General features: G+C 45.9%; 25 protein-coding genes and 3 riboswitches. Of the genes, 22 read left to right on the forward strand and 3 right to left on the reverse strand.

Translation table 11 applies throughout. The annotated features are described in order from the left end of the window. The first annotated feature begins 16 nt into the window (after positions 1-16). The 5 genes from ymfI to REC12_RS09075 all read left to right on the forward strand — a co-directional run bounded on the left by ymfI (position 17) and on the right by REC12_RS09075 (position 3,807). On the forward strand, positions 17-823 hold the full coding sequence (gene ymfI, locus REC12_RS09055) for an elongation factor P 5-aminopentanone reductase (protein ID WP_510167166.1): 807 nt from the start codon (positions 17-19) through the stop codon (positions 821-823). A gap of 52 nt (positions 824-875) precedes the next feature. Further along, complete coding sequence (locus REC12_RS09060) at positions 876-1,643, forward strand: FRG domain-containing protein (RefSeq protein WP_308893760.1); 768 nt, start codon at positions 876-878, stop codon at positions 1,641-1,643. 152 nt (positions 1,644-1,795) lie between these two features. Continuing rightward, positions 1,796-1,979: riboswitch (cobalamin riboswitch) on the forward strand. Between the two features lie 141 nt (positions 1,980-2,120). After that, the gene (locus REC12_RS09065) at positions 2,121-2,819 is read left to right on the forward strand and encodes an energy-coupling factor ABC transporter permease (RefSeq protein WP_308893761.1); all 699 of its coding nucleotides are present in this window, start codon (positions 2,121-2,123) and stop codon (positions 2,817-2,819) included. Further along, positions 2,803-3,138: a hypothetical protein gene (locus REC12_RS09070; protein WP_308893762.1), complete on the forward strand. Its 336-nt coding sequence runs from the start codon at positions 2,803-2,805 to the stop codon at positions 3,136-3,138. Before REC12_RS09065 ends, REC12_RS09070 begins: the two co-directional genes overlap by 17 nt. 51 nt (positions 3,139-3,189) lie before the next feature. Then, positions 3,190-3,375: riboswitch (cobalamin riboswitch) on the forward strand. A 132-nt stretch (positions 3,376-3,507) separates the two neighbouring features. Beyond that, positions 3,508-3,807: a hypothetical protein gene (locus tag REC12_RS09075; RefSeq protein WP_308893763.1), complete on the forward strand. Its 300-nt coding sequence runs from the start codon at positions 3,508-3,510 to the stop codon at positions 3,805-3,807. An 89-nt stretch (positions 3,808-3,896) separates the two neighbouring features. Here the strand turns inward: REC12_RS09075 and REC12_RS09080 are convergent, their stop codons facing one another. Further along, positions 3,897-5,033, reverse strand: a complete 1,137-nt coding sequence (locus tag REC12_RS09080; RefSeq protein WP_308893764.1) for a 5-methyltetrahydropteroyltriglutamate--homocysteine S-methyltransferase — start codon at positions 5,031-5,033, stop codon at positions 3,897-3,899. Positions 5,034-5,378: 345 nt separating this feature from the next. Between REC12_RS09080 and REC12_RS09085 the strand changes: the two genes are divergently transcribed. The 6 genes from REC12_RS09085 to REC12_RS09110 all read left to right on the forward strand — a co-directional run bounded on the left by REC12_RS09085 (position 5,379) and on the right by REC12_RS09110 (position 12,051). Continuing rightward, a complete protein-coding gene (locus REC12_RS09085; protein WP_308893765.1) occupies positions 5,379-5,810 on the forward strand; it encodes a Fur family transcriptional regulator in 432 nt (143 codons plus the stop codon). A 14-nt stretch (positions 5,811-5,824) separates the two neighbouring features. Then, a complete protein-coding gene (locus REC12_RS09090) occupies positions 5,825-6,655 on the forward strand; it encodes a metal ABC transporter ATP-binding protein (RefSeq protein WP_308893766.1) in 831 nt (276 codons plus the stop codon). Then, complete coding sequence (locus tag REC12_RS09095; RefSeq protein WP_308893767.1) at positions 6,642-7,478, forward strand: metal ABC transporter permease; 837 nt, start codon at positions 6,642-6,644, stop codon at positions 7,476-7,478. Before REC12_RS09090 ends, REC12_RS09095 begins: the two co-directional genes overlap by 14 nt. 47 nt (positions 7,479-7,525) lie before the next feature. After that, positions 7,526-8,473, forward strand: coding sequence for a metal ABC transporter solute-binding protein, Zn/Mn family (locus REC12_RS09100; RefSeq protein ID WP_308893768.1), 948 nt, complete (start codon positions 7,526-7,528; stop codon positions 8,471-8,473). 192 nt (positions 8,474-8,665) lie between these two features. Next, entirely contained in the window at positions 8,666-11,131 is a 2,466-nt protein-coding gene (locus REC12_RS09105) for a cell wall-binding repeat-containing protein (protein ID WP_308893769.1), read from the forward strand. A 47-nt stretch (positions 11,132-11,178) separates the two neighbouring features. After that, the gene (locus REC12_RS09110; protein ID WP_308893771.1) at positions 11,179-12,051 is read left to right on the forward strand and encodes a WD40/YVTN/BNR-like repeat-containing protein; all 873 of its coding nucleotides are present in this window, start codon (positions 11,179-11,181) and stop codon (positions 12,049-12,051) included. Positions 12,052-12,056: 5 nt separating this feature from the next. On the opposite strand, the gene REC12_RS09115 is transcribed toward REC12_RS09110, so the two are convergent. Together REC12_RS09115 and REC12_RS09120 are read right to left on the reverse strand one after the other, a co-directional pair. Next, positions 12,057-12,971: a TIGR03943 family putative permease subunit gene (locus REC12_RS09115; protein WP_308893772.1), complete on the reverse strand. Its 915-nt coding sequence runs from the start codon at positions 12,969-12,971 to the stop codon at positions 12,057-12,059. A 46-nt stretch (positions 12,972-13,017) separates the two neighbouring features. Next, a complete protein-coding gene (locus REC12_RS09120; RefSeq protein ID WP_308893773.1) occupies positions 13,018-14,016 on the reverse strand; it encodes a permease in 999 nt (332 codons plus the stop codon). A 247-nt stretch (positions 14,017-14,263) separates the two neighbouring features. Beyond that, positions 14,264-14,451: riboswitch (cobalamin riboswitch) on the forward strand. Between the two features lie 153 nt (positions 14,452-14,604). Here REC12_RS09120 and REC12_RS09125 point away from each other — a divergent pair. From REC12_RS09125 to REC12_RS09175, 11 genes are all read left to right on the forward strand, one after another. Next, on the forward strand, positions 14,605-16,695 hold the full coding sequence (locus tag REC12_RS09125) for a ribonucleoside triphosphate reductase (RefSeq protein WP_308893775.1): 2,091 nt from the start codon (positions 14,605-14,607) through the stop codon (positions 16,693-16,695). Beyond that, a complete protein-coding gene (locus REC12_RS09130) occupies positions 16,692-17,366 on the forward strand; it encodes an anaerobic ribonucleoside-triphosphate reductase activating protein (RefSeq protein ID WP_308893776.1) in 675 nt (224 codons plus the stop codon). The genes REC12_RS09125 and REC12_RS09130 overlap by 4 nt, the downstream gene beginning before the upstream one ends. Before the next feature lie 418 nt (positions 17,367-17,784). Continuing rightward, on the forward strand, positions 17,785-18,381 hold the full coding sequence (locus REC12_RS09135) for a class I SAM-dependent methyltransferase (protein WP_308893777.1): 597 nt from the start codon (positions 17,785-17,787) through the stop codon (positions 18,379-18,381). Positions 18,382-18,424: 43 nt separating this feature from the next. Beyond that, on the forward strand, positions 18,425-19,060 hold the full coding sequence (locus tag REC12_RS09140; protein ID WP_308893779.1) for an FmdE family protein: 636 nt from the start codon (positions 18,425-18,427) through the stop codon (positions 19,058-19,060). A gap of 120 nt (positions 19,061-19,180) precedes the next feature. Then, complete coding sequence (locus tag REC12_RS09145) at positions 19,181-20,314, forward strand: iron ABC transporter substrate-binding protein (RefSeq protein ID WP_308893780.1); 1,134 nt, start codon at positions 19,181-19,183, stop codon at positions 20,312-20,314. 23 nt (positions 20,315-20,337) lie between these two features. Next, a complete protein-coding gene (locus REC12_RS09150; RefSeq protein ID WP_374214193.1) occupies positions 20,338-21,399 on the forward strand; it encodes a FecCD family ABC transporter permease in 1,062 nt (353 codons plus the stop codon). Continuing rightward, on the forward strand, positions 21,396-22,148 hold the full coding sequence (locus REC12_RS09155; protein WP_308893783.1) for an ABC transporter ATP-binding protein: 753 nt from the start codon (positions 21,396-21,398) through the stop codon (positions 22,146-22,148). The genes REC12_RS09150 and REC12_RS09155 overlap by 4 nt, the downstream gene beginning before the upstream one ends. 39 nt (positions 22,149-22,187) lie before the next feature. Further along, a complete protein-coding gene (locus REC12_RS09160) occupies positions 22,188-23,123 on the forward strand; it encodes an ABC transporter permease (protein WP_308893786.1) in 936 nt (311 codons plus the stop codon). 67 nt (positions 23,124-23,190) lie between these two features. Beyond that, entirely contained in the window at positions 23,191-24,072 is an 882-nt protein-coding gene (locus REC12_RS09165) for an ABC transporter permease (protein WP_308893788.1), read from the forward strand. Beyond that, positions 24,065-24,850 (forward strand): ABC transporter ATP-binding protein, encoded by a 786-nt coding sequence (locus tag REC12_RS09170; RefSeq protein ID WP_308893790.1) that lies wholly within the window; start codon positions 24,065-24,067, stop codon positions 24,848-24,850. The genes REC12_RS09165 and REC12_RS09170 overlap by 8 nt, the downstream gene beginning before the upstream one ends. A gap of 19 nt (positions 24,851-24,869) precedes the next feature. Next, entirely contained in the window at positions 24,870-25,808 is a 939-nt protein-coding gene (locus REC12_RS09175) for an oligopeptide/dipeptide ABC transporter ATP-binding protein (RefSeq protein ID WP_308893792.1), read from the forward strand. The last annotated feature ends 5 nt before the right edge of the window (positions 25,809-25,813 follow it).

The following is a 25,813-nucleotide window of genomic DNA, read 5'->3' on the forward strand; positions in this document are numbered from 1 at the left end:
GAGAGGTGTAAATGGCTTGAGAAATGAGGCCTTGAATGAGATGAACATGGCAAATTTAGAGCAGAAGTGTCGCAACGAAATCTCTGATGAAGTAAAAACGGTTATTGTCACTGGTGCTTCAAAAGGAATAGGACGCATAACTGCGGAAGTGTTTGCGCGACACGAATATAATGTCCTTATCAATTCAAACAGGTCCGAGAAGGAAGGCATCACTTTATTTGATAGCTTAAAAAAAGAGGGATTTTCCGTTAGGCATTTTAAAGCCGATGTATCCAAAAGAACCGAAGTTGATGCCATGATGAGATTTTGTGTTAATGAGTTTGGAACCATCAATGTTCTTGTTAATAACGCAGGAATATGTCAGGAAAAGCTATTTACAGACATTACGGATGAAGACTGGGAGGAAATGCTAAACATTAACTTGAAAAGCTCATTTTATTGCACTCAAGAATCACTGAAGTATATGATCCCTCAAAAGAAAGGGAAAATCATCAACGTTTCGTCTATCTGGGGAATGGTAGGAGCTTCCTGTGAAGCTCATTATTCAGCGGCAAAAGCAGGTATGATTGGCCTAACCAAGGCTTTAGCGAAAGAACTGGGGCCTTCAAATATACAAGTTAATTGTATTGCTCCAGGTATTGTTCAAACGGATATGCTTTCTTCCTATACGCAGGAACAGTTAAATATTCTACAAGAAGATACTCCATTGAGGAGATTGGGAAATCCTATGGATATCGCTATGAGTATTTTTTTCTTGGCATCTCATCATGCTGATTTTATCACTGGTCAAATCATCAGCCCGAATGGCGGTTTTGTTATTTAGCCCAATTATATTATGGATAAGTATCCTTAGATCATTAATAGGAGTAATTTTGTTGAAGGAGGAAAATCTGATCTTAACACAGGACTATATAAACAGTAATTTAAACGAAGGGATTATTACGGTTGATCTTTCTTCGTGGGAAGAATTTTTATGTCTGATAAGAGAAAAACGATTGCACATCGGCAATTACATTTGGCGAGGTCAAAGATCAATCGACTGGTTATTAGAATCAAAGTTAGAGAGAACGTTAAAAAAATTTGAGATAAATGGTAGTTTAAAATATCTTGAACGATTTAAGTATGGTGTCAGGGGTGAGCAGGACTTAGAGTACGAAAGGTTGGATTCGGACGATGATTGGTGGGCAGCAGGGCAGAATCATAGCCTGTTCAGCCCACTTCTGGAGTGGACTTCCTCCCCTTTTATTGCAGCCTTCTATGCTTTTTATAAGGATGATGATAACCGGGACAAAAGGGTTATTTATTCTTTTGCACCTCGAATTGTCAACCACATAAATAATAAACTGAGATTGGAAAATTTTGGTGTAAGTGAAGACGATTTGTTGGTCAAGTGCCTTAACCCTTTATTTGATGTCAATTCAAGATTGGCTGATCGGAGCGGTTTATTTACAAAATCTCCAATAGGAATAGATATCGAGCAATGGGTTAGGAAAAACTTTAGTTTAGCGGGCAACTATAAAGCGATTTTATTAAAGCTGACTCTTCCGAATGATAAAAGAATTCACATTTTAAATGCTTTAAATAAAATGAACATTAATCCTTTGACCATTTTTCCCGAATATCAGGGAGGGCTTAAGAAGTAGTTAAATCTTTGTTAAGCTGCAGAGGGAATCATGGCGAAGGGATTTATTTTTTTATGCGTTCGACTCAAAATTCATAGCTTCTTCATAATTCTATGTTAATATAATTGATTTACTATACAAGCTTTTGGCTCCGTGATATAATAATTGTGAAAATTCAATATCTAGTGTAGAGTGATTCTTTCCGAGGAAAGAATTGAAAAGGAAAGTCAGTTGAAGCTGACGCGGTACCCGCCACTGTAAAAGGGAGTTAACTCACATGATGTCACTGGGTAATCCGGGAAGACGTGAGTTGATGAGGAACTTGAGCCAGGAGACCTGCTCACACTAAACGCTTGCGCGACCTACGGGATGATGGGGAGGTGTTGCCTATGTATTTGGTGTTTTTGCCTGATACTAGTTAGGAACTGTTTTAGCCTTCCGGAAAGGCTTTTTTTATTGCGCAAATTTGTGAATAAATGATTTAGGAGGGTTTAGACAATGCATATAGAAGACGGCATTCTATCCCCGGCAGCTTGGGGTTCATGGTACGCGGTTACCGTTGCTTTCATGATTCCTGGTGTGCGGCAGATCAAAAAGAAAGTCCAGGAAAATTTATCTTATAAACCATTTTTAGCCATGACGGGCGTAGCTGTATTTATCATTTCCTGCATGCACTTGCCGGTGCCTGTCACAGGCTCTTGCTCCCATCCCTGTGGGACGCCTTTGGCCGCGATCGTCGTTGGCCCTCTGGCTACTGCTGTGATTTCTGCAATTGTTCTTTTCTTTCAAGCCGTTTTTCTGGGGCATGGCGGTATTACTACGATTGGGGCCAATACCTTTTCTATGGGGATTTGTGGAGGCATCTCCGGATGGTTAAGCTGGAAACTTTTGCGTTATTTGAAGTGCCCTCTCTGGTTGGCAGCTGGAGTAGCCGGTTTTGTGGGAGACCTTGTTACTTATCTGGTCAGTGCCTTTGAGCTTGCCCTCAGCTTGCATGGCAATGTGCCCTTTTTTAAACAGTGGATGATCTTTTTTATGGGTTATGGACCAACTCAGTTGCCGTTAGCCGTTGCGGAAGCCGTTTTCACTGCGGCAGTCTTGCAGGTTATGGTTAATCGCCGGCCGGACCTGTTGCCTGGAATCAAATCTGACAAAGAAATTCGCAAGGGAGTGAAAAAAAATGCCGTCGCTTCCTAATCAAACAACCGTGTCCGGTTCTCAGGTTAAATGGTTTGATACTTATACGAAAGTTCTGCTTACCGTCATGATTGTAATCTTACTTTTAATTTTTGGCGCAGGCAAATATATGGCAAGTCACAATATGGAGGCCGGCGGCACTGACGATGCGGTTAACGATCTGGCTACCGTCGTGACGAAAGGTGAACACCATCCTTTTACGGAATTGCCGGGGGATGCTCAAGTCGGCGCTTTTTCCGTTGCTAACTTTTTTGCCGGGCTAATTGTCGGTCATCATTGGGACAAACTTTTTGGAAGTTCCGAAACGAAAGAGCAGTAAAAAAGGTTAGGGGGTTTATTCTTAAGAAAAGGTCTGTCCCAAAATATAAATTGAATACCAAGCAATTCAGGTACCAAAATTCACGTATTTTGGTTGAAAAGGGAAGCAGGTGAGATTCCTGCATGGTCCCGCCGCTGTAATGGGGAGATGTTTCTCCAAGCCACTGAATAAATTTCGGGAAGGCATGAAACATTAATGAACCAGAGTCAGAAGACCTGCCTGAATTAGCAAACGCCGATTGCTCTACGAGGTATAGAGGAGGTGTTGAACTGGCGGTATACTTTACTATCAGATTTAGCCTCTCGACCATAGGTTGAGAGGCTAAATTATTGAGGTATCAAAACGTGAGACCGGGAAAGGAGAATGATCGTGCGCAGCAATACCTTTAGAGATTTTTTTGAGCATCTTGGCGAAGAAGACAGACAAAAAGTCAGAGATGTGTTAGAGGTGTTAAAGCTGGTGATTGAGCAAAACTCAGCGGAGAGCTATTATATAGAACTTAGTAACGGCAAAAATGAAATTATTGCTTTAAATATCGCTTTACATAAAGTTGAGTTTTTGGATAACGACAATCGAATTTCAATTTCAGTAAAGAATGGAACGACCAAAAAATGCTTGATCCAATATGATTGGCAGATATCAAATGAAAACATGGGCACGAGAGTTTGACGAAAAAACCCACAGGATGGATTTTAATCCGTTCAGTGGGTTTTTTCGGTTTATGAACAGTTGTTGCAGGATGTCTTCGCTTGTTAACATTATTTCCAAACGGCTTCAGCAACTTCCTTAACGAGGGCAATCTTTTCCCATTGCTGCTCTTCGGTCAGGATATTTCCCTCTTCCGTGGAGGCAAAGCCGCATTGCGGGCTTAAACACAGTTGGTCAATATTTACATATTGGGTTGCCTCCTCGATTCGAGCGATCAGATCCGTTTTGTTTTCCAGTGTGCCGTTTTTGGAAGTAATCAATCCGAGCACGACTTTCTGCTTGTCGATAAAACGAAGTGGTTTAAAATCCCCCGACCGATCACTGTCGTATTCCAGAAAGAACCCATCTACCTGACAATTGGCAAATAGGATTTCAGCAATAGGCTCGTAGCCGCCGGAGGAAAACCAAGTCGAACGGAAATTACCGCGGCAGATGTGCATCGTGACAACCATATCGGAAGGTCTGTCCTCAATAGCCTCATTAACCATTGTCACATAGTCTCTTGCTAACTGATCAACATCAAAGCCGCGCCGGGCATAAGCCGCCCTTTTTTCCTCGGAGCAGAATTCCCCCCAACTGGTATCGTCCAATTGCAGGTATCTGCAGCCTATTTCATAAAATGCTTTGATGGCTTTTTTGTAGGCTGCGGATATATCCTTAAGGAGCAGGTCATTGTTTTGATACAAGGGAATCGGTTGATAATCCTCTTTTCTCACCGTTGCAATCAGGTGAAGCATAGAAGGAGAGGGGATTGTAAGTTTCACCAGATTGTCACCTGCTATATTCCGGGTAAACTTAAAATCCTGGAGAAAAGGATGATTATTAAAATCGATCTTCCCTTTGATTTCAATAGTTACGGGTCTGGGATTCTTGCCCTGGAAAGCTATGGGGCCGTGCTCTGCCGTTGCTTTTTGCACACCGTCTAAATTCCAGAGAAAATCCAGATGCCACCAGCTCCGGCGGAATTCGCCGTCTGTGACAGCCCGGAGTCCGGACGCTTTCTGCTTTTCTACTAAACGAATAATTTCCTCATCTTCAATTTCTTTTAACTCCTGAGCCTTAATTAAGCCTTTTGTAAATTTGTCGCGGGCGTTTTTTAAACGTTCGGGGCGTAAAAAGCTTCCCACGATATCATAGCGAAACGGAGCGGTTGCTCTTTTGGCCGCATTGTTAGCTAAGTCACCCATATGATTTCTCTCCTTTGCTTAATTATAGATCAAAATCAGTATAGCAAGAAAAAATACTATAGGGTAACACTTCTATTTTATGGACTGATATAGGTAAAAACTATATCTTAGTCCTGAAGGGGCAACCCGCATTGACGAATGACAGACCTCAATTCGTCAATCTAAATACTTGCATTATATCAGATCGGATCAGGCTTCTACTGAAGATAAGAGACCTTCCGACAATATTCCTGTGCAAATCGTAAAGATTCCTATTTACATTGTTAGGTAAATGCTATAAAATACAAATCGTAATCATTACGAATTACTTTAGCCTTGAAACCCAGAATTGAGGGAGGCCTAGTAATGTCTGAAAATCAAAAGATCCTGAAACAGCTTAAAGAATCCGGATATCGTTTTACAGGTAAACGCAAAGAGATCGTGGATCTTTTTGTTGAATATCAGGAAAGATATTTGACCGCCAAAGAGGTCTATGAACATATCAGAAAGTCTTACCCGTCCATCAGCTATGATACAATTTACCGCACTCTAGCGCTTCTGCGCCAGATGAAGGTGATTGAAGAAATGGAATACGGCGATGAAGCGGTCCGCTATCGCCTCAGTTGCGGTCATGGACATCATCATCACTTAGTGTGCCTGGGATGCGGCTCTATCAGGGTGGTTCATGATTGTCCCATGGAACTTATCCATATTGATCAGGCTGATTTCACGGTGGTAGATCATCGTTTTGAGATTACCGGGTATTGTTCAGACTGCCGTCTTTCCGGCCGGTATTGATAAGGGGGGAGAAAATGGGAGCTGGTATTGTTGTTGAACACTTAAATGTTCAGCTGGGAGGGATTTCAATCTTGCGGGATCTTTCCTTCACCCTGAAGCCGGGAGAGTTCCTGGGGATTATTGGACCGAATGGAGCAGGTAAAACGACCCTGCTGCAAGCTCTTTTAGGTATGGTACCGGTTAAAAGCGGAACAATTACCTTTCGGGGAGATGGGCAAGCGTCAGGCTCATCAATGCTGGGATATGCCCCGCAAGCGCGGCAGCTCGATCTGGAGACCCCCTTGCGGGCCTGGGATTTTGTAAGCTTTGGCCTGCCTCATCGCTGGCGGCCCTGGTTAACCAGGCAAGACCGTGACATTGTCCGAGAAGCTATGCAGGTAACCGATTCCGAAAGATTGGCTGACAAAGCTATCGGCAAGCTGTCGGGAGGAGAGCGGCAGCGGCTTTTTATTGCCCAAGCCTTAGTTCGGAACCCGCAAATTTTACTGCTGGATGAGCCGACTTCTAATTTAGATCCCGGTGCTCAAGAAAATTTGGCCTCCGTCGTCCATAGCATCAACGGGAGGAAAGGAATAAGCGTGCTTTTTGTAAGTCACGATGTGAACCTGATTGCCAAATACGCTCACCGTATCCTGTACATAACGAAAGGGCAATATGCGCTGGGTACTGTTAAACAAGTGCTGCAAGCGAATGTCTTGACCCGGTTGTATGGAGCTCCGGTTGAAGTGTTGCAAGTCGGCTCCAAGCTCATCGTGTCTACGTCTGCCTCCAAAGGACTGGAATCCTCCACCTGTTTTCATGATGACAATAACGGACAGGGGGTATTGGCAGATGTTTCACTATGATTTTATGCAGCACGCCTTTCTTGCCGGTACGCTGGTAGCCTTAATGTGCGGCTGTATCGGAGTTTTTGTCATTGCCCGCGGGCTGCCCTTTATTGCTCACACTTTTTCCCATATTGGATTTTCCGGCGCGGCTTTTGCCCTTTACATGGGAGTCGATCCGCTTAACGGCATGCTGCTCTTTACCTGTGCTTCAGCGTTGGTGATTGGACGTTTGGGAATTAAAATGTTTCGCAAAGATGCCGTGATCAGTGTAATTCTGAGTATTTTTCTGGGTTTGGGATTATTGTTCTTAACTTTGTCCAGTAAGCAATCTAACGCTATATCGTCACTATTATTCGGCACTGTATTAGGAATAAGCCCCGAGGATGTTATGAAGCTGGCAGTCCTATCGACTTTTGTCTTATTCGTGCTGGTTCTTGGGTATAAAATGTTGACCTTTGATTCCTTTGATCCCATTGGGGCTCAGGCAGCCGGCTTACCGATCCGTTTCATCTCTGTTGCTTTCTTATTGCTGCTCTCTGTTGCCACTGCCGAGGCTGTGCAGGTTATAGGGGCTTTATTGGTTTTCACGTTGATGACAACTCCGGCGGCAACTGCTCAGCGCCTTACTCACTCTATCTCGCGCATGATTTGGCTGTCGGCGCTGATTTCAGTGCTTGGGGTTTGGATTGGGCTTGTTTTGGGGTTTTATACCAATGCCCCGGTTAGCTTCTTTATATCGGCGGTGGAAGGGATATTTTATTTTGCTTCTTTAGGTTGGAGTATGTTTCGAGAGCGCAGAGTCTCGGAAAAACGCGCAGTTTCTCTCGATTCCGGAGTTTAAAACTGAGCATACATCAGTTTGAAAATAATTTGTGGGAGGGAATAAACATGAAAATTACGATTTCCAAATGGAAGCTGGGTCTTGCTTTAACGGCGTTGGCCATAGGGGTGTTAACCGGTTGCGGTACGGAAAAGCCGACTGCGGCGACTGGTGCCGCCGCCACTCAGGCGAACAGTGCCGGGGCTTCCGGTGCCAAGATTAACGTGGTGGCCGCCGAAAACTTTTATGGTGAAGTCGCTCAAGCCGTCGGCGGGGATCATGTCAATGTAACGTCGATACTTACGAATCCGGGACAAGACCCCCACGATTATGAGCCAACCGCAGAAACATCGAAAGCAGTGGCAGGCGCTCAAGTTGTTGTTTATACGGGCATTGGCTACGATGACTGGATGGAGAGGCTGCTTAAAGCCGATTCTTCAGCCAAAACCAAAGATGTTGTTGCTGTAGGAAGCGATTTGCTGGGCAAGTCGGCCGGGGACAACCCCCATGTCTGGTATGATCTTGCCACGATGCCTAAATTAGCCAGTAAACTAGCCGATGATTTGGGGAAGCTGGACCCGGCCAATTCGGAAGATTATCAAAAGCGGGCCAAGGACTATATTGCCACCATGGCGCCCTTGACAGATAAAGCGGCCAAAATCAAACAGGGCAGCCCTGTGAGTATTGATGTGTCGGAGCCGGTTTTTGATTATATGGCAGAGTCTCTCAATTTGCAGGTCAACAATCCCAAATTTGCCCTGGCTGTCGAAGAGGGGAATGATCCGACCGCTTCGGATTATGCCCAGGTACAAGATGATATCAAGAATCATAAGATCAAATTATTTGTTTTTAACACTCAGACAGATAGTCCGACAGTGGAGAACATCGTTAAGCTGGCTCAAGGGAATAGCATTCCTATCATCAAAGTCACGGAAACCGAACCGACAGGCAAAAACTATATTCAATGGATGGCGGAACAACTTGATCAAGTTGGAAACGCCTTTGGTATTCAGTAAATGACAATATTCCTGAATTCGTTGTAGCTGAGGTTTAAGATTTAACTTACAGACATTTTTCCCAAGTGGAAGTAGGAGTTCCCAGAGGCGGGGGCTTGACTTCCACTTGGATTTTTTAGAGAATTAACCTTAGAGAGAAAGCAAAGCATAAATGAAAAATTTAACGAATGACTAAAGAGGGGAAAAACAATTATGAAACTCATTAAACAAAAGATAATTGGCCTTGCTGTCTTTTTAGCTTTGACAATTATTTTTTGGCCTATTACAGCCCAGGCGGCAACTAGTACGGCAACAGATACCAGTACTACCCGCATTTATGGTTATGACCGTTATGAAACAGCGGCTAAAATCGCCGAGGCAGGGTGGGAAGGAACAACTGATTGTGCAATCCTGGCCCCCGGCATGGACTCAAACCTGGTGGATGCCTTGACAGCAGGCCCTCTTGCCGCTCAACTTGATGCTCCCATTTTACTCACTGAGGGAGATTCTTTGAACCATTTTGCCCAGCAGGAGCTTACGAAGCTGGCCGTAAAAAAGGTTATCATTATTATGACTAATGGTCCTGGTGTAAATATCCAGAATTTAACGAAACAAGTAAAAGCTATTCCGACAGTAACAGAGGTGGAGAGTCTCGGCGGCAGTGATACGGCGGAAACATCGACTAATATTGCTAAAGAACTGACCAAGCAGGGCGCCAAAATCAGCAAGGCAATTATTGTTGGCGGCAGCGGTGTTGATGCTCTCTCAATTTCATCAATAGCAGGCGCTCAAGGCATTCCGATTCTGTACTCCGGTGTAGAGAGCTTGCCCAATTCCGTAAACGACTACTTAAATAGTGTTAAGGGCAATCTGAGCAAAACATATATCATTGGCGGAACTGCGGTAGTCAGTGACGCTGCGGCCTCTCAGCTGCCGGGTCCAGTGGAGCGTGTAGCCGGAATCGACCGCTACGAGACCAACATAGAGGTCCTAAAAGAGTTCTCCAATGTTTTTAAATATAAAACTACTTACTTAGCCAATGGAGACACGCTTGTTGATGCTTTAGCTGTTTCACCCTTGGCCGCCTTAAGCGGGTCTCCGATTTTATTAACATCCCTATCCTTGCCCGACGCAAGCGGGACCTATGCCCGGGCCAATTTATCGCCTCACCTGATTGCTTTAGGCGGTGAAGCAGTGGTGCCTGCCAATGTTCTTTCCCAACTGTCTTCGGTCCAGGTCATTAGTCAGGATGGAATATCCCAAGGACCTGGAGACTCGAATCCTCCGGCTCTTATCGATTCGGTCCTTAAGATAACCGGCAATAATACAACGTTGAGCAATTCCTTAACCAATAATAGTCTTGATATTCTAGGCAACAATACTACGTTAAATAATGTAAAAGTCAACGGGACAATTTTCCTTGATCCGGGAGATACAGGAACTGCGTGCCTGCAAAATGTTACAGCCGCCAATCTTGTGGTTCTTTCCGGAGGTTCCGCTGGGATTGAATTGCAAAATGTGACGGCTAATATGCTGATTATCGCCGGCGGCGATGTTCAGCTTAAATCAAGCGGGACAACAAACATAGCGCAGACAACCTTGACCTCGTCGGCCGGGATTGATAACTCCGGCGGAGGGTCGTTTGGCCCAATAACCGTCACCAGTGCTTTGAAGTCGGACCCGGCTGCAACAGTTCAGTTGACCGGTACCTTTACACAGCCGGTCTCCGTAAATGATATGGCAACGCTTATTTCAGCTCCAGGCTCCAGCGTTCTGCTTGTCACGATAGCTGAAGATGATTTAAGTCAAACGGTTACGCTGCAAGGGGCGTTTGCCAATGTTCTGGTGAACAGGCCGTCAAATTTAATCCTTGGCAGTAACGCAAGTGTAGTATCTTTAGTTAACAATACGACGGTAAGCCTGGCGGTTCGAACATCAGCTACTGACTCGCAGGCTCTTATTGCTGTGGGAGCCTTGTCCACAGCGCCCGACTTAAAGAACAGCGATCAGGCAGGTCAATCTGCCGGGTATTATGGGGAAGATTCCGGGACAAGCTCTAATCCATATAAGAATGATTTCTATATAGGGCAATTAGGATATGGTCTCCACCAACATTATAATGCAGGCGGTGACGATGCTAATGGGGCTTATTTCAATAAAACCGGGGCGTCGGATGCCACCTGGGTTTACGGTTATTGGCTGATATCCGGGCTAAGCATGGCTCCGACAGGGACATCGGCAGCGCAATGGGGTCAGCAGCAAGCTCAAGCGGCCAGTAAAGCCTTCCAGGATATGAGCACTTACTACGGCTCGAAAGTCAAGCTCGTCCTATTTGCCGATGTTGAAGCCACAGGCGGTGGCCTGGATCCTCAGGACTATGCCAACAACCAGGCAATTTATACGGCCTTTATTACCTGGCTGCAGCAGAATAGCTCAGTCAAACCCGGCACCTATTCGAGTCCATACGAGTGGAACAAACTAACCATGGGAGCCAACTTCGCCCCACTCACGGCGGGCTACTATTGGGTAGCGGATTATCCCGGAGGAACGCCGGACCAAAGTGTCCTTAATACTTCCAATCAGTACTGGGTTTATTTTCCTCAAACGAGTGAGCAGGCACAGATCTGGCAATTTGAAGGAACGCCGGATTATGACCTGGCGAGAGTTCTGCCCGGCTGATGATGGAAAGAATCACACTAATGCGGAGAGTCTAGGAGGGAATTATCATGAAGCCAGTTAAGTCGATTGTAGTTATTGCTTGCGTGGCGGTTCTGGGAATGGGCCTGGCTGTATACCATTACTCCAGCAAGCAGACCCAGCAACAGCAAGAACCGGCACAACAACCGGCGTCAACTCAAAGTCAAACGGAACCCCAAGGAACTGCTCCTGCAACAGAGCTGCCAACTCCGCCGGTGAGTGATCCTCTTTGGCTGCCTAATCATCGTTTACAAACAATTCTTAAAGATAAAGTGGATGTTGTCTTCCTTGATTCCCAGCATGGCTGGAAGATGGTTCCCGGGCAAGGTGCCACGACAAATGAGCCTGCCGATATCTACCGGACGGCGGATGGGGGGAAGAGCTGGGCCAAGGTTGCGACAGCGGATCAGAATAATGTTTCAGCGGCGGAATCCACTAATTTGCCCGCCGGTACGCTGCCTTACGGAGGAGTTAAAAATGGTCTCAGTTTTGTCAATGATTCGACCGGTTGGATTACCGGCTACGTGCCAAGGGTTGGCTATCAGTGGATTTTTGTCACAAATGACGGCGGCAATTCCTGGGTGCATCAGGAACTGCCGGTGCCCAAGGATGTGCCGGGATATACCAGTATGACGTTTGACGTAACACCGCCGGCGTTTTTTACTTCCGAGGATGGGGTTTTGATTGAGGAGATTGCCGAGGCGCCGCAGGGAAAAGCTCATCCAACCTACGTTTTTTTCTATACGAGCGACGGAGGGCAGCATTGGGAAGAAAAGCCGGCTGCAAATCTAAGTTTAACCGTTTCAAACTCTAATTCTCAGCAGTCAAGTCCCAGTATTTCAGTGACTGTAAACGGAACGACATGGCAGACAACGGACAGCGGCTACAGCTGGACAAAATAATTGGCTTACTGCGGCGGGCTCAAATAAGGGTCTTTAGGCGTGGGTATCTTTTTTAACTTAGTTACAATAAAATAAGGGGCGGTATTTTCCGCAGTCTGAAAATTGGAAACCGGGTTTATTTGGTCGGAATCTTTAATAGCGCGCTTTTTCAGGACTCCTTCCGCCTCCAGCCAGGTATTAGCTTCCAGGCTGGAGGCGGAAGGCAATTCGGCGATGATTCCCAGGGGCTGAGCATCGACAACGCAGCAGGTGATCACAAAGCGGGTGATGACGAATTGGTTTTTGGCCAAGCGGGGATCTTTGTAGACGAAACCCGTTAAGCGATAAGCATGATTGTATATTTGATCAGGATTATCGCTCAAAGCTAATTGGACGAGATCTGTTTCAGTTATTTGAGAATCTATAGGCGCAGGCTGTTCATTTGGCGGGATGCTTGTGGCGGATTTCGGGGCGGCGGGTGCCGCAGGAGTATTTGCCGGCTGAACCGGGCGAGTTGCCGGAGCGTTAAAGCTGCCGGCCAGAGAGGGCCGCGCCACAAAAAAGGGAAGTGACCCGGCGGTATTGATGCTGTTGACTAAGGTCGTTGAATCGAGAACCTGAGGTTTGGCAGTGAAGCCGAGCAAGAGGGGGACACAAAAAATCAGGGCTTTACTCAACCCGAGAGCAGCGTGAGCATGGTTATGCCCGGAAGTATGGGAATGGGTGTGTCCGCAGCAGCAATGCGCTGAGTTGTGCTTTGCCGGCAGTAATATTGCTGCGGTCAGGAGGAGCAAAAGTATGGCCGATACCTTGGAGAGCCAGGTTAAATTTGGGCTCAAGTATAGACCGATGTTGCCGGAATGTAAAAGGTATATTATCCAGATGACGAAGGCTATTAAGATTACGGCTTTTACAGACTCATCTTTCTTGAAAGGTATCATTTATAATCCTCCCTGTGAAATGCTAAATAGGTTTTAGCGTCCTGATTCATAGAATCCGCTGACCCAGTATAAAGTTAAGGCCCAGCCCCCAAAGGAACGTTAAAATAATCGACGCAGCGGCAATAAAAACAAACAAGGACATACGAAAGTTTCTGCTAAAGAGAACGATATTTCTCAAGTCCAGGATTTGCCCGATAAGGAGAAAGGCAAATACTGATCCCAGAGGAAATTGATTGGCCAGTACCCTGGCCACAAAGGCATCGGCTTCCGAACACAAAGACATGGAAATTGCCAAAATCATCATCGCACCGATGGCCAAATAAGGATTATCAACAAATTGAAAGAGCATTCCTTTAGGAAGCCAGACTTGAATTGCGGCGGCTAAAAAGGCGCTGATGATGAGATATCCGCCAATGTCGAAAAATTCGTCAACGGCATGGAGAAATAATTCGTGGATAGTTTGTGTTTGGGAGTGATGCTCTTGATGATGGTTTTTGCCTGCAGTTACTCCGAAATCCCGGGGACTAAACAAATTACCCACCAAGAAAGCTATAATCGCTCCAACGACAAAGGTTCCCAAAACGCGCAGCGCGACAAAATGCCAATTCCATTGAAAAGCCAGGGCTGTCGCCAGGATAACTAAGGGATTGATGACCGGAGCAGTCAGCAAATAGGCAAAGGTGGTCTGCATCGACACCCCCTTGCGCAGCAAGCTGCGGGCGACAGGCATGACTCCGCAGTCACAGACCGGAAAAAACAAACCCAGCAATCCCCCAACGACTACTCCGGCCAGGCCGTTACCGGGGGCGAATTTGGCGATCCATTCCTCGCGGACAAAAAGCCTGATCAGGGAAGAGGCTAGGACACCGATTAAGATAAAAGGCAGCGCCTGCAAAATAATACTTAAGGCCAAAGTGATAATGCTGCTCACCTGTTCCAGAGTGATTTTGTTTTGCAGTGCTTTAAAGCCCAGCGTCATGAATAAGGTAGTGCCTATGACTCCGGCGTAAAATTTGGCGGAGGAAATTGGTTTCGCATAGTCCATAAATTCTTAGCTCCTTAATACTCCATATCCTAATAAATATAACTATTAAGAAAAGGGACGGTATATTCCATTAACTGGATCTTGCTCAAGCCTTTAGATAAGGGTTAGTGAATAATAGTTATGTACAAGACCGTAAGGCTATGTTACAATAATTTCAGAAGCAACCACTGTATATAGTGGCATTTGCAAAATTGTTAGCTACATATAGTGCTGCCGGTTCGCTTTTTAGGCAGTTATAAAACTGATTTAACTAAATACTGGAATAAGTGATTCTTCCCGAGGGGAAGAATTGAAAAGGGAAGTCAGTCGAAGCTGACGCGGTGCCCGCCACTGTAAAAGGTAGTCAACCCATCCAATGTCACTGGGATATATCCGGGAAGACTTGAGTTGATGATGACCTTGAGCCAGGAGACCTGCTTATTCCGAGGTTAAAACTACCTACGGGAATGTTAGGGGGGTGGATACCTGTGTCTGTGAGGCTATTTTTGCCTGATACCGGTTAAAGCTTTTTACCCTTCCGTTAGCGAAGGGTTTTTGATTTTTATTGATGCCCAATCATGACTTATTGATGAAGGAGGTTCTTAAGCAATGATCAAAGAGATTGTAAAAAGAAATGGAAACATAGAGGTTTTTAATCAGGACAAAATCGTTCATGCCATTTTTAAAGCGGCCACTGCTTGCGGAGGATCAGATTATGAACGCGCCGAGGAAATAGGCAGACAAGTGGTTGAGGTCTTGGAAAAGAAATTCAGGGCTAAACAGCCTGATGTGGAATCAATCCAGGATATTGTTGAAAAAGTTCTCATAGAAAACGGACACGCTAAAACAGCCAAAGCTTATATTCTCTATCGGCAAAAAAGAAAAAACACCCGTGAAATGGATGCGCTGATAGGGGCGACGATCGGGATGTTTTCCGATTACTTGGGGGATAAAGACTGGCGGATTAATGAGAATGCCAATACGCAAAAAAGTATTAATGGCTTAAACAACTATATCCGGGAGACCTTTACGAAAAAGTACTGGCTCTATGAGGTCTATCCCCAGGAAGTACGCGAGGCTCATGAAAGCGGAGACTGCCATATTCATGATTTAGGCTTTTTTGGACCTTATTGTGCAGGCTGGGATTTGAGACAGCTTCTTCTGGACGGATTTGGGGGAGTCCCCGGCAAAGTAGAAAGCGGTCCGGCCAAACATTTGCGGTCGTTTCTGGGTCAAATCGTCAATTCCACCTTTACGACCCAAGGGGAAACTGCCGGAGCTCAAGCCTGGTCCAGCTTTGATACCTTTTGCGCACCCTTTATCCGCAAGGATCACTTGACATTTATCCAAGTCAAACAGTGTTTGCAGGAATTTGTCTTTAATCTCAATGTCCCCACTCGGGTGGGATTTCAATGCCCTTTTTCTAATCTTACCTTTGACCTAAAGGTTCCTTCGACCTTGAAAGATGAGCCGGTGATTATCGGCGGCCATTATACTGAGGATAAGTATGGTGATTTCCAGGAAGAATTGGATATCTTCAACTTGGCCTTCTGTGAGGTAATGCTGGAGGGAGATTCTAAGGGCAGAGTGTTTACCTTTCCCATACCAACCCTTAATATCACTCGGGATTTTGAATGGGATAGTCCGGTAGCGGATGCCTTTATGAAGATTACTTGCAAGTACGGCATTCCTTATTTCGCCAATTACGTCAATTCCGATCTGTCTCCTGAAGACGCCGTATCCATGTGCTGCCGGCTGCGCCTGGATACCAGTGAGCTCAGAAAACGAGGCGGGGGACTGTTCGGAAGCAATCCTCTCACCGGGTCGATCGGCGTTGTTACCATCAACCTGCCCAGATTAGCCTACTTATCTCAGACAAAATTGGAGTTTATGGAACGGCTGAAGCAAATGGCGGAAATCGGGCGCACGGCCTTGGAAATCAAGCGCAAGATTATTGAGCAGCAGTCAGAAAGAGGGTTGTATCCTTTCTCTTGCCATTATCTGAGGCATTCCCAGGAGCGGAGCGGACATTATTGGCATAACCATTTCAGCACCATTGGTATTGTTGGTATGAACGAGGCCTTGCTTAATTTTATGGGCAAGGGAATTGACACGGAGGAAGGCCGTGATTTTGCGCTGGAGGTTATGAATCATTTGCGGGAACTGCTGGTTCAATTTCAGGAGGAGACAGGTAATGTCTACAATTTAGAAGCGACGCCGGCAGAGGGCACATCTTATCGCCTGGCGATGCTGGATACGATGAGGTTCAAATCCATTATAACTGCCGGCCGGGAGGTCCCCTATTATTCCAATTCGACTCAGCTTCCCGTCGGTTACACAGATGATATCTTTGAGGTTTTAGAGCTGCAGGACGAATTGCAGTCCCTTTACACAGGAGGGACGGTCCAGCACCTGTATCTGGGAGAAGCCATTGAGGATATTCAGGTTTGCAAGCAGCTCATTCAAAAAATATTTAACAAGCATAAAATCCCCTATATTTCTGTTACTCCGACCTTTAGTGTCTGTGACAGGCACGGATATATCAGCGGTGAGCATTTCCAGTGCCCCGAATGCGGCGCTGAAACTGAAGTATGGTCCAGAGTAACGGGTTATCTGAGGCCGGTCAAAAACTATAATCTTGGCAAAAAAGAAGAATATGCTCAGAGAAAAAAATTCGTGCTGCCTGAGGTGGTAGCGTGAATATCGCCGGATTTGTCAAGACATCCTTTGTGGATTACCCTGGCAAGATAGCGTCCGTAGTTTTTACTCAAGGGTGCAATTTAAGATGTGGTTATTGCCATAATCCCGGTCTTCTGGATATTCGTAACACGACAACTTGTATTCCGGCGGAAGAGGTATTTGAATTCCTTTTTAAGCGCAAAGGAATGATTGAGGCGGTGGTTTTGAGCGGAGGGGAACCGACATTACAGAAAAATCTGGAAGGGTTCATTGCCGAATTGAAAGCCATGAGTTTGCTTGTAAAGCTGGATACTAACGGGACAAATCCGCAAAGCCTAAGAAGGCTGATTGATACTAAGCTCTTGGATTTCATCGCCATGGATCTGAAGGCTCCTCTCAATCGCTACGAAAAGATTACCAAGACAAACCCCTTAGATGTAGCTGCAATTCGGCAAAGCGCAGAAATCATTAAGGCCAGCGGACTTGCTTACGAGTTTAGGACAACCTTTTGCCCTGAGCTGGAGGCTGAGAATATCCCCATGATTATTCTTGATTTTGATCTATCCTCAAATTATGTGGTTCAAAGTTGCAGAGGACCAGAGTTGAAAAAGTTATCCAAGGACAAACGAGATTTAAAGAGGTTGGCCGAATGCTCGGAAGAAAATTTGTTTTTGGCTTTCCGGGGGTTTTAAGCGATGAGAAAGCGATAGGTGACATGAAGGAATGACGTCGGGGCACTTAAATAGGTTATTGGGATTGTGAGCCAAGTTTTTTGTAAATAAAAGTAAACAATACTAAAAAAGTGCGGTTATTTTCTCAATATAAAGAAAAAAATTTTAAGGAATACACTTTGAGAGAAGGAATTTATACAGATATGTAGAATTAAGGAAAAAATATCAGAAGATAAGCAGAGCCGTGAAGGTGTTTGCAAAGGCCATGAAGGTCGACTTGATTTAGAGTCAACTTTTATGGCCTTTTTTGTTTTTTTTAATCGTCAATATTTTATCCTTTCCCTTAAGTATATGTCATTAGGTGATGTGGCAGAGATAACCATTCACGGTCGAGAGTAAAGGGGCAAACTAGTCAGCTAGGAGAAAGGGGGCATGAAAATTGGTTCCTAAAAAAGATTATTTTGATGAGAAGGCGGCAAAGTGGGATTCTCAGATCAAGGATGAAGTTGTGCTTCGCCTGAAAAATATGATTGAGGAACTTGCCTTGTCTCAGGGCAGCAAAGTTCTTGATCTGGGTACCGGCACCGGAGTGCTCATACCAATGCTGGTCGGGGCAGTGGGGGTTTCCGGACTCGTCGTGGCGATGGATTTTGCTCCCCGGATGTTGGCAGAAGCTCGGAAAAAATATCATTGGTCTAATTTGGAATTCTTAGAAGGAGAGGCGGAGAATATTCCGCTGCCGGACCAGGTAATTGATGAAGTGGTATGCAACTCCGCTTTTCCCCACTTTGATAACCTTTGGCAAGCGGCTAAAGAAATGTCCAGAGTGTTGAAAAGCGGAGGCAGAGTTGCAGTGTTCCATCCGCATAGCAGGGAGTATGTCAATGAATTGCATGCTTTTCTCGGTGGTGCGGTTAAAAACTGCATGATACCGGAAGAAGACGTGATGCGCGATATTTTTTCAGAGGCGGGTTTTGAGAAGATCTCCATTGAAAACACGCTTCAGAGCTATCTTTTAACCGGAAGAAAAGCGTGAAGAAAAAAGAGTTAAAAGAAAAGTAAAAGGAGTGACTTGGAAAATGGATGAACAAGTTAAGGTGGATTGGGAACGCTGTGTATCGTTTCATGGACACGTCTGTCCGGGGTTGGCTATTGGCTTTCAGGCGGCTCAGATTGCTTTGAAGCTGCTCCCTGAACTGGGAGAGGAGCCTTACAATCCTAAAAGCGGCATTGTCAGTATTGTACAGAACGATGCCTGTGGTGTGGATGCCGTGCAGACTTTGCTTTCCAGTACCTTTGGCAAAGGAAATTTAATGTTTATGGACCACGGAAAGCACGTTTTCAGTTTCATTCGCCGTCAGGATGGGCAGGGCGTCCGCGTCGCTCTGAAATATGGGGCTATGGACAATGAACGGCATCAGGCACTGCGGGTCAAAATGATGGACAATACGGCAACTCCCCAAGAATCCGAGGAATTTTATCAGCTGCATGAAGAGATTTCCCGGCATCTGGTGGAAGCTCCGCCGGAAGAGCATTTTGCTTGGCGGAAAATCCACTTTGAGCTGCCCAAGGGTCCCAGGCTCAACCCCACGGTGCAATGTGCTTTTTGCGGGGAGGGCGTTATGGAACAGCGGGCCAGTGTTCGTGACGGACGCATCGCCTGTCCTGAATGTGTAGAGAAGTATGAGTCGCGTGTTCTTGTGTTAAATAAATAAATCTACTTTCCGTAAAAGTGACTTGTAAATATAAGAAAGTACATTATGGCATTTGGGCTAAATTGCTTTTGCTAAAGGTTCGCTAAAATGTACTGTAGGTATGAGGGGGATGGATCTGCAATGAAAAAAGTAACATTACTGTTGTCTCTGCTTATGTCCCTGCTGTTTCTGGCGGGATGCGGCGGAACTGCAGGCTCCAAAGAAGCGGGAACAGTTCCGGCGGCGGCTCAGGCTCAAAAACAAAAAATAACGGATCTGCTCGGGAGAGAGGTTGAGATAGCGGTACCTGTCCAAAAGGTCGCGGCGATTGGCCCGGGCGCCTTGCGATTGGTGATCTACGATGATGGGACATCCATGGTGTCAGGCATTGAAGACATTGAGAGAAAATCCTCGCCGGGAAGATCTTACATGATGGCTTATCCGGATTTAAAGAAGCTGCCCACGATAGGGCAGGGTGGACCGGATACCGCCCCCAATGAGGAGAGCCTGATCAATGCCAAGCCGGAGGTGATTTTCGTCTGCACTCTGGTCGATAAAGAGAAGGCGGATCAACTTCAAGCTAAAACGGGAATTCCGGTGGTTGTTTTGAGCTATGGCAGTGTGACCAATGGGGCGTCGGTGTTTGACGATAATCTTTACCGTTCCCTAAATTTGATCGGCACGATCATTGGGAAAGAAAAAAGAGCTGAAGACGTCGTGGCTTATCTTAAACAAAATGAAAAGGATCTGGCCGCACGGACGCAGGGTGTTCCGGCAGGGGATAAAGCGAAAGTTTATGTTGGTGCCGTGAGCTTTAAAGGAGCCCATGGGATCGAATACTCTCAGGCCAAATATCCGCCGCTGGCCTTTATTGGGGCCAAAAATGTCGTCGATGAAACGGGGCAAAACGGCAGCGTAACGATCGATAAAGAAAAACTTATCAGTTGGGACCCGGATATTTTGTTCCTTGATGAGGGCGGTTATTCGGTCGTTGCGGACGATTATAAGAAAAACCCGGCCTTCTATCAATCGTTAAGTGCGGTGAAGAAAGGCCAGGTTTACAGCCAGATTCCCTACAACAACTATACCACTAATATTGATACGGCCTTTGCAGACGCTTATTATGCGGGAAAGATTGTTTTTCCGCAACAGTTTCAAGACATTGACCCCATTAAGAAAAGTGATGAAATATATCAGTTCCTTTTAGGTAAACCGCTTTATGCCGAGATGGAGCGCGAGCTTGGCGGTTTTAAAAAGCTCGAACTGGGCAGGTGAGTCGGTTGGCCGGCAGTGAAAGCATGCTTAATGGCGGGATAGATTCTTATTTGAAATATACTTGGAAGAAAAAATTAATGCTGCTGATTTTGGTGCTGATAACGGCGCTGCTGGCCCTTTATGCCATTAGTGCCGGTTCGGCCGATCTTACACCCTGGCAAGTGATGCTTACGTTATTCGGTCAAACTGAAGGGCATGCTCAGATCATTATTTGGTCAATTCGCCTGCCCCGGGTTTTGGCTGCTATGGTAGCAGGAGTAGGCTTAGCGGTGGCAGGGGCAGTCATGCAGACTATTCTTCGAAACCCCTTAGCCTCTCCCAGCACTCTGGGAATTGCTCAAGGCGCAGCCTTTGGGGCTGCGCTGGCCATTATCGGCTGGGGAGCCGGCAGTTCTTCAAGCAGCGGCGGGGGAACGATACTGATTAATAGTCCCTATCTTGTCACAATTTCCGCCTTCGTAGCGGCAATGCTTACGACCATGATCATTATTTTTCTGGCTCAGTATAAGGGTGTATCGCCGGAGTCTATGGTTTTGGCCGGAGTCGCCTTAGGCTCTCTCTTCTCAGCCTCTACCATGCTTTTGCAGTATTTCACCAACGACGTCAACGTAGCCGCCGTTGTCTTTTGGACCTTCGGCGATGTCGGGCGGGCATCGTGGGGTGAACTGGGGATTATGTCCTGCGTAGTCGCAGGCGCCCTGCTTTTTTTCCTCTTTAACCGTTGGAATTACAATGCCCTGGACAGTGGAGCGGAAACTGCCAAAGGGCTGGGTGTTAATGTAGAAAAAACGAGACAATGGGGAATGTTTTTGGCCTCTTTGATTACGGCTACTGTTGTTTCCTTTCTGGGAATTATAGCTTTCATCGGTCTGGTGGCCCCACACCTTGTGAAGCGTTTAATCGGAGGAGACAATCGTTTCCTGATTCCGGCTTCCGGGGTGATGGGAGCTTTGTTGCTGCTGGCCGCAGATACTTTGGCAAGGCGGATTATTGCGCCTGTAATTTTGCCGGTTGGAGCGGTGACCTCTTTTCTGGGAGCGCCGCTTTTTCTCTATCTTTTGCTGAGGGGGTCCAAGCTGCGATGATCTTAGCGGTTAATGGGATTGAATTCCAATATGGCAGCCGGAAAATTTTAGAGAACGTGGGCTTTAGCGTGCGGCGCGGGGAGTTCCTCTCCATATTAGGGAACAACGGCGCTGGAAAATCAACCTTGCTCAAGACTTTAAACAAAATTTTGTCCCCGAAAAAAGGAAGCATTTTGCTGGACGGACAAGAAGTATCCCAGCTTAGCCGCTTGGCCGTGGCCCTTAAAATGGCCTATGTCGCGCAAAAGTTTGAGAGCGGCCGCCAGACCGTCTTTGACGCCGTGCTCTTGGGACGGAAACCCTATATCAAGTGGGAGGCCACAACGGCCGATCTGGCCTTGGTGCAGGGGATATTGGCCCAAACAGGCCTGAGTGAATTTGCCTTGCGCTACTTGGATGAATTGAGTGGGGGAGAACTGCAAAAGGTCGTTATTGCCAGGGCTCTGGCGCAGGAACCTGAGGTTCTGCTTTTAGACGAACCAACGAGTAATTTGGATTTGAAAAATCAAATGGAGGTTTTGAAAACGATTCAGGCCGCGGCCAAAGAAAAAAATATTGCGGTGGTTGCCGTTATGCACGATCTTAATCTGGCTTTGCGCTTCTCGGACAAATTCTTGCTGCTGCAGGAGGCGAAGGTTTTTATGGCCGGCGGCTTAGAGGTGATGACCGCCGAAAATATCACTCAGGCCTATGGAGTTCCGGTAAGCGTGGAAAGAATTCAAAACCGGATGGTTGTGGTCCCCAGGTGATAAAACGACCCTGGAAAAAGCACGGAAGCGAGAAAGGCTATGAAAAAATTTAAACTAATTTTAAAACGATTGCTGCAAGTAATTCCTATGCTGATTATCGTCAGTATTTTGGCTTTCTCCTTAAGCAACATGTCATCGGGCGATGTGGCGGAGATAACTATTCGCAGTCAAGGATTAGAAGTGACGGAAAAAAACATTGCGGCCGTACGGGAAGAGTTGGGGCTAAACAAGCCGCTGTATCTTCAATATCTTAGTTGGCTGACCAAAGCGGCTAAATCTGATTACGGCCTATCATTTCAAACGAAAAAACCCGTTTCGGATGAAATATTGTCAAGATTCCCGGCGACTCTTAAGTTATCGCTTGCGGCAACGCTTATTTCAATTCTATTTGCGATACCGGCAGCCCTTATCTCAGCAAGATATAAAGATTCGCTGCTGGACCACTTTTTCAGGATTATATCCACTGTCGGTGCGACAATGCCTGATTTCTGGCTTGGCCTAATGCTTTTATATGTCTTTGCCGTGCAGCTGAAAATTTTTCCGGTTATTTCCGGCAGTAAATTGCAAAATATCTTCCTGCCGGCCTTTACTCTCAGTGTGAACTATGGAGCTATCTATATGAGAGTACTGCGTAACAATCTTATAGAAATAAAGAATTACGATTATATGAGGGCGGCAAGGGCCAGAGGTCTCAGTCAGAGCGCAGCCTTGCTGAGGCATGGTTTAAAAAACGCCATACTTCCCTGTATAACCCTTATCGGAGTGGACTTCGGAAGGCTTTTAGCCGGTCAGTTTGCCTGTGAGACGATCTTTTCCTGGAATGGCATAGGAAAATTTGCGGTCGACAGCATTAAACTCAAGGATTTGCCTGTTATTCAGGGTTATATAATGATTGTTGCCATAACCTTCATTGCCGTAAATCTTTTATTGGATATTTTATACCTTTATATAGATCCTAAGATCCAACTCAACTGATAAAAGGAGTCGTTCGGCAAGTATCCGCCAATAAGCCTCCTATAACATACTTTGGATCTGGAGGGGGATGACCGAAATTTTAAACACAAATATACTAGCAAAATTGAAAAGACAGAAATCAGTAATCTTAGGCTTAATAATCATTGGTATTTTTATAATGGCAGGTGCTTTTGCTCCCTTGGTAGCTCCTCACGATCCTAATGCGGTTGACCTCAGCCTGAAATTGCTAAAGCCTTGCCTCAAATTTCCCTTGGGAACAGACCAACTGGGCAGGTGCATCTTGTCCAGATTGATCTATGGGATTAGGATAAGCCTCACGACCGCAGTGTTAGCCACAGTCCTTATGCTGGCAATCGGAGTTCCCCTTGGGATTATAGCGGGCTATGCGGGGGGACAGCTGGACAATATGATTATGCGCCTGGCGGATATCGCTTCGACCTTTCCGTCCAGCCTTTTGGCTTTAGCGATTGTGGGAATCCTGGGTCCCAGCATTGTTAATATCATGATTGTTTTTATCGTGCTGTGGTGGGCTCCTTTTGCCAGAATTGTCCGCAGCATGGTTATCAAGCTCAAAGAAAAAGAGTTTGTCCTGGCGGCCATTGCTGCAGGAAGCAGCCGGACATCGATAATTTTAAAGCATATTACCTTGAACGCAATTTCCCCTATCATTGTCTTGGCTACGCTCAGAATTGCCGCCGTGATTATGCACGCCGCCAGCTTTTCGTTTATCGGACTTGGTTCTCAGCCGCCGACTGCCGATTGGGGTGTTATGCTGAGCGACAGCAGACAGTACTTAACCTCCAACCCTTTAATGCTGCTCTGGCCCGGCTTGACTATTATGCTTGCCGTGTTCGCCTTTAATATATTGGGTGAAGGCCTCAACGATGTTCTCCTTCCCTCTTCGGCCGATTTGGCAATCGTAAAGGAGGCTGAGGGACAAGATGGTTGAACAACCGGTTTTGTCGGTCAAGAACCTTAAAACCTACTTTTACCTAAAAGAGCGGGTAATAAAAGCTGTCGATGGGATCAGCCTGGATGTCTACAAGGGCAGAATAACAGCCATTGTCGGAGGCTCCGGAAGCGGCAAATCGGTCATGTCTTTATCCATCTTCGATTTAGTGGAGAAGCCGGGCAAGATTGTCAGCGGGGAAATTTGGCTTAACGGTGTTAACCTCAGAAATCTGCGGGAGGGTCAGTTCAGAAAAATAAGAGGCCGGCAAATATCTATGATCTTTCAGGAACCGGCGAGTTCCTTGAATCCGGTTCTGAAAGTGAAGAAGCACTTTTCTGAAGTTATCCGCAGTCACAATATAGCGGTCAGCTCTAAAGAGGCCCTATGCATGTTCCAAGATGTGCTTTCTCGCGTTGGTTTAAAAAATACGGGGCAAATTCTGGAAAGCTACCCTTTTGAACTGAGCGGAGGGATGTGTCAAAGAGTTATGGTAGCAATGGGACTGCTGGCCAATTCTCAGGTACTGATCGCTGATGAACCGACTTCGTCCTTAGATTTAACAACCCAGGCCGCGATACTTGATGAGTTAGTGCGCTTAAAAAACGAAGGTCTGGCTATTGTTCTTATAACCCACGATTTGGGGGTTGTTGCTCAAATGGCGGATGATGTTTATGTCTTAAAAGACGGAAAGATCGTAGACAGCGGTACTGTCTATAAGGTGTTCGAATCGCCCAAACATGATTATACGAAAGCTCTGCTTGCTTCAATCTTTTAAATGAGAAAAGGGTGAAAGCGTGAATCTGATTGAAATAAACGGACTTTACAAATGTTATAACTTCAAAGAAAAGCCCAGGATCTATGCCGTACATAATGTAAGCTTAACCGTCAAAAAGGGTGAGGTCTTAGGCTTAGTCGGCGAGTCGGGCTGCGGCAAAAGTACTTTAGGAAAAATGCTACTCAAGTTGGAACAACCAAGTCAAGGCAGGATTATTTTTAAGCAGCAGGATATAACGGATTACTCCTTCAAACAAATGCGCCAGATCAGAAACAGCATGCAGATGGTTTTTCAAGGAACTGCCAATGCCTTTAATCCTTATTTTACGGTTAGGCAAATCATCAGTGAGCCTCTTAACAATTACAGTCAGGAATCGGAAGAGGAGAAAAAGAAAAAAATTGTAGCGATGTTAGAGAGAGTGGGGCTTAATCATACTTACCTGACCCGCTACAGCCATGAAATGTCCGGGGGCCAAAGACAAAGGGTAGGCATCGCCAGGGCTTTGATCCTAAATCCGGAATTTATCGTTTGTGACGAAGCGGTTTCCAGCATTGATTATGCTTTAAAAAATCAAATTTTAACCCTGCTGAGCGAATTGAAGCGGCAGTTTGGGCTGACCTATTTATTTATTTCCCATGATATCTCCGCGGTTAATAAACTATGCGACCGGGTGGTTGTCATGTATCTGGGAAATGTGGTGGAAATCATCCCCAGCATCAATGATAATGTATGTCACCCCTATACGAAAGCGCTACTCGCAGCAACCATGGCTCCCGATCCGCAAAAAAGAGGGAAGAACCGGGTTCTGCTTCGAGAGGGTGAAGCATTAAAAATACCTGAGAAAGGATGTGTTTTCCAAAATCGCTGTCTTGATGTGCAAAAAGTTTGTGAAACCGAGCAGCCGGCCTTAGTATCTCAGAATAACGAGCATTATACTGCCTGCCACTTTTGCCATTAAAAGAA

Source organism: Candidatus Desulfosporosinus nitrosoreducens (assembly GCF_030954495.1).
Lineage (GTDB): Bacteria > Bacillota > Desulfitobacteriia > Desulfitobacteriales > Desulfitobacteriaceae > Desulfosporosinus > Desulfosporosinus nitrosoreducens.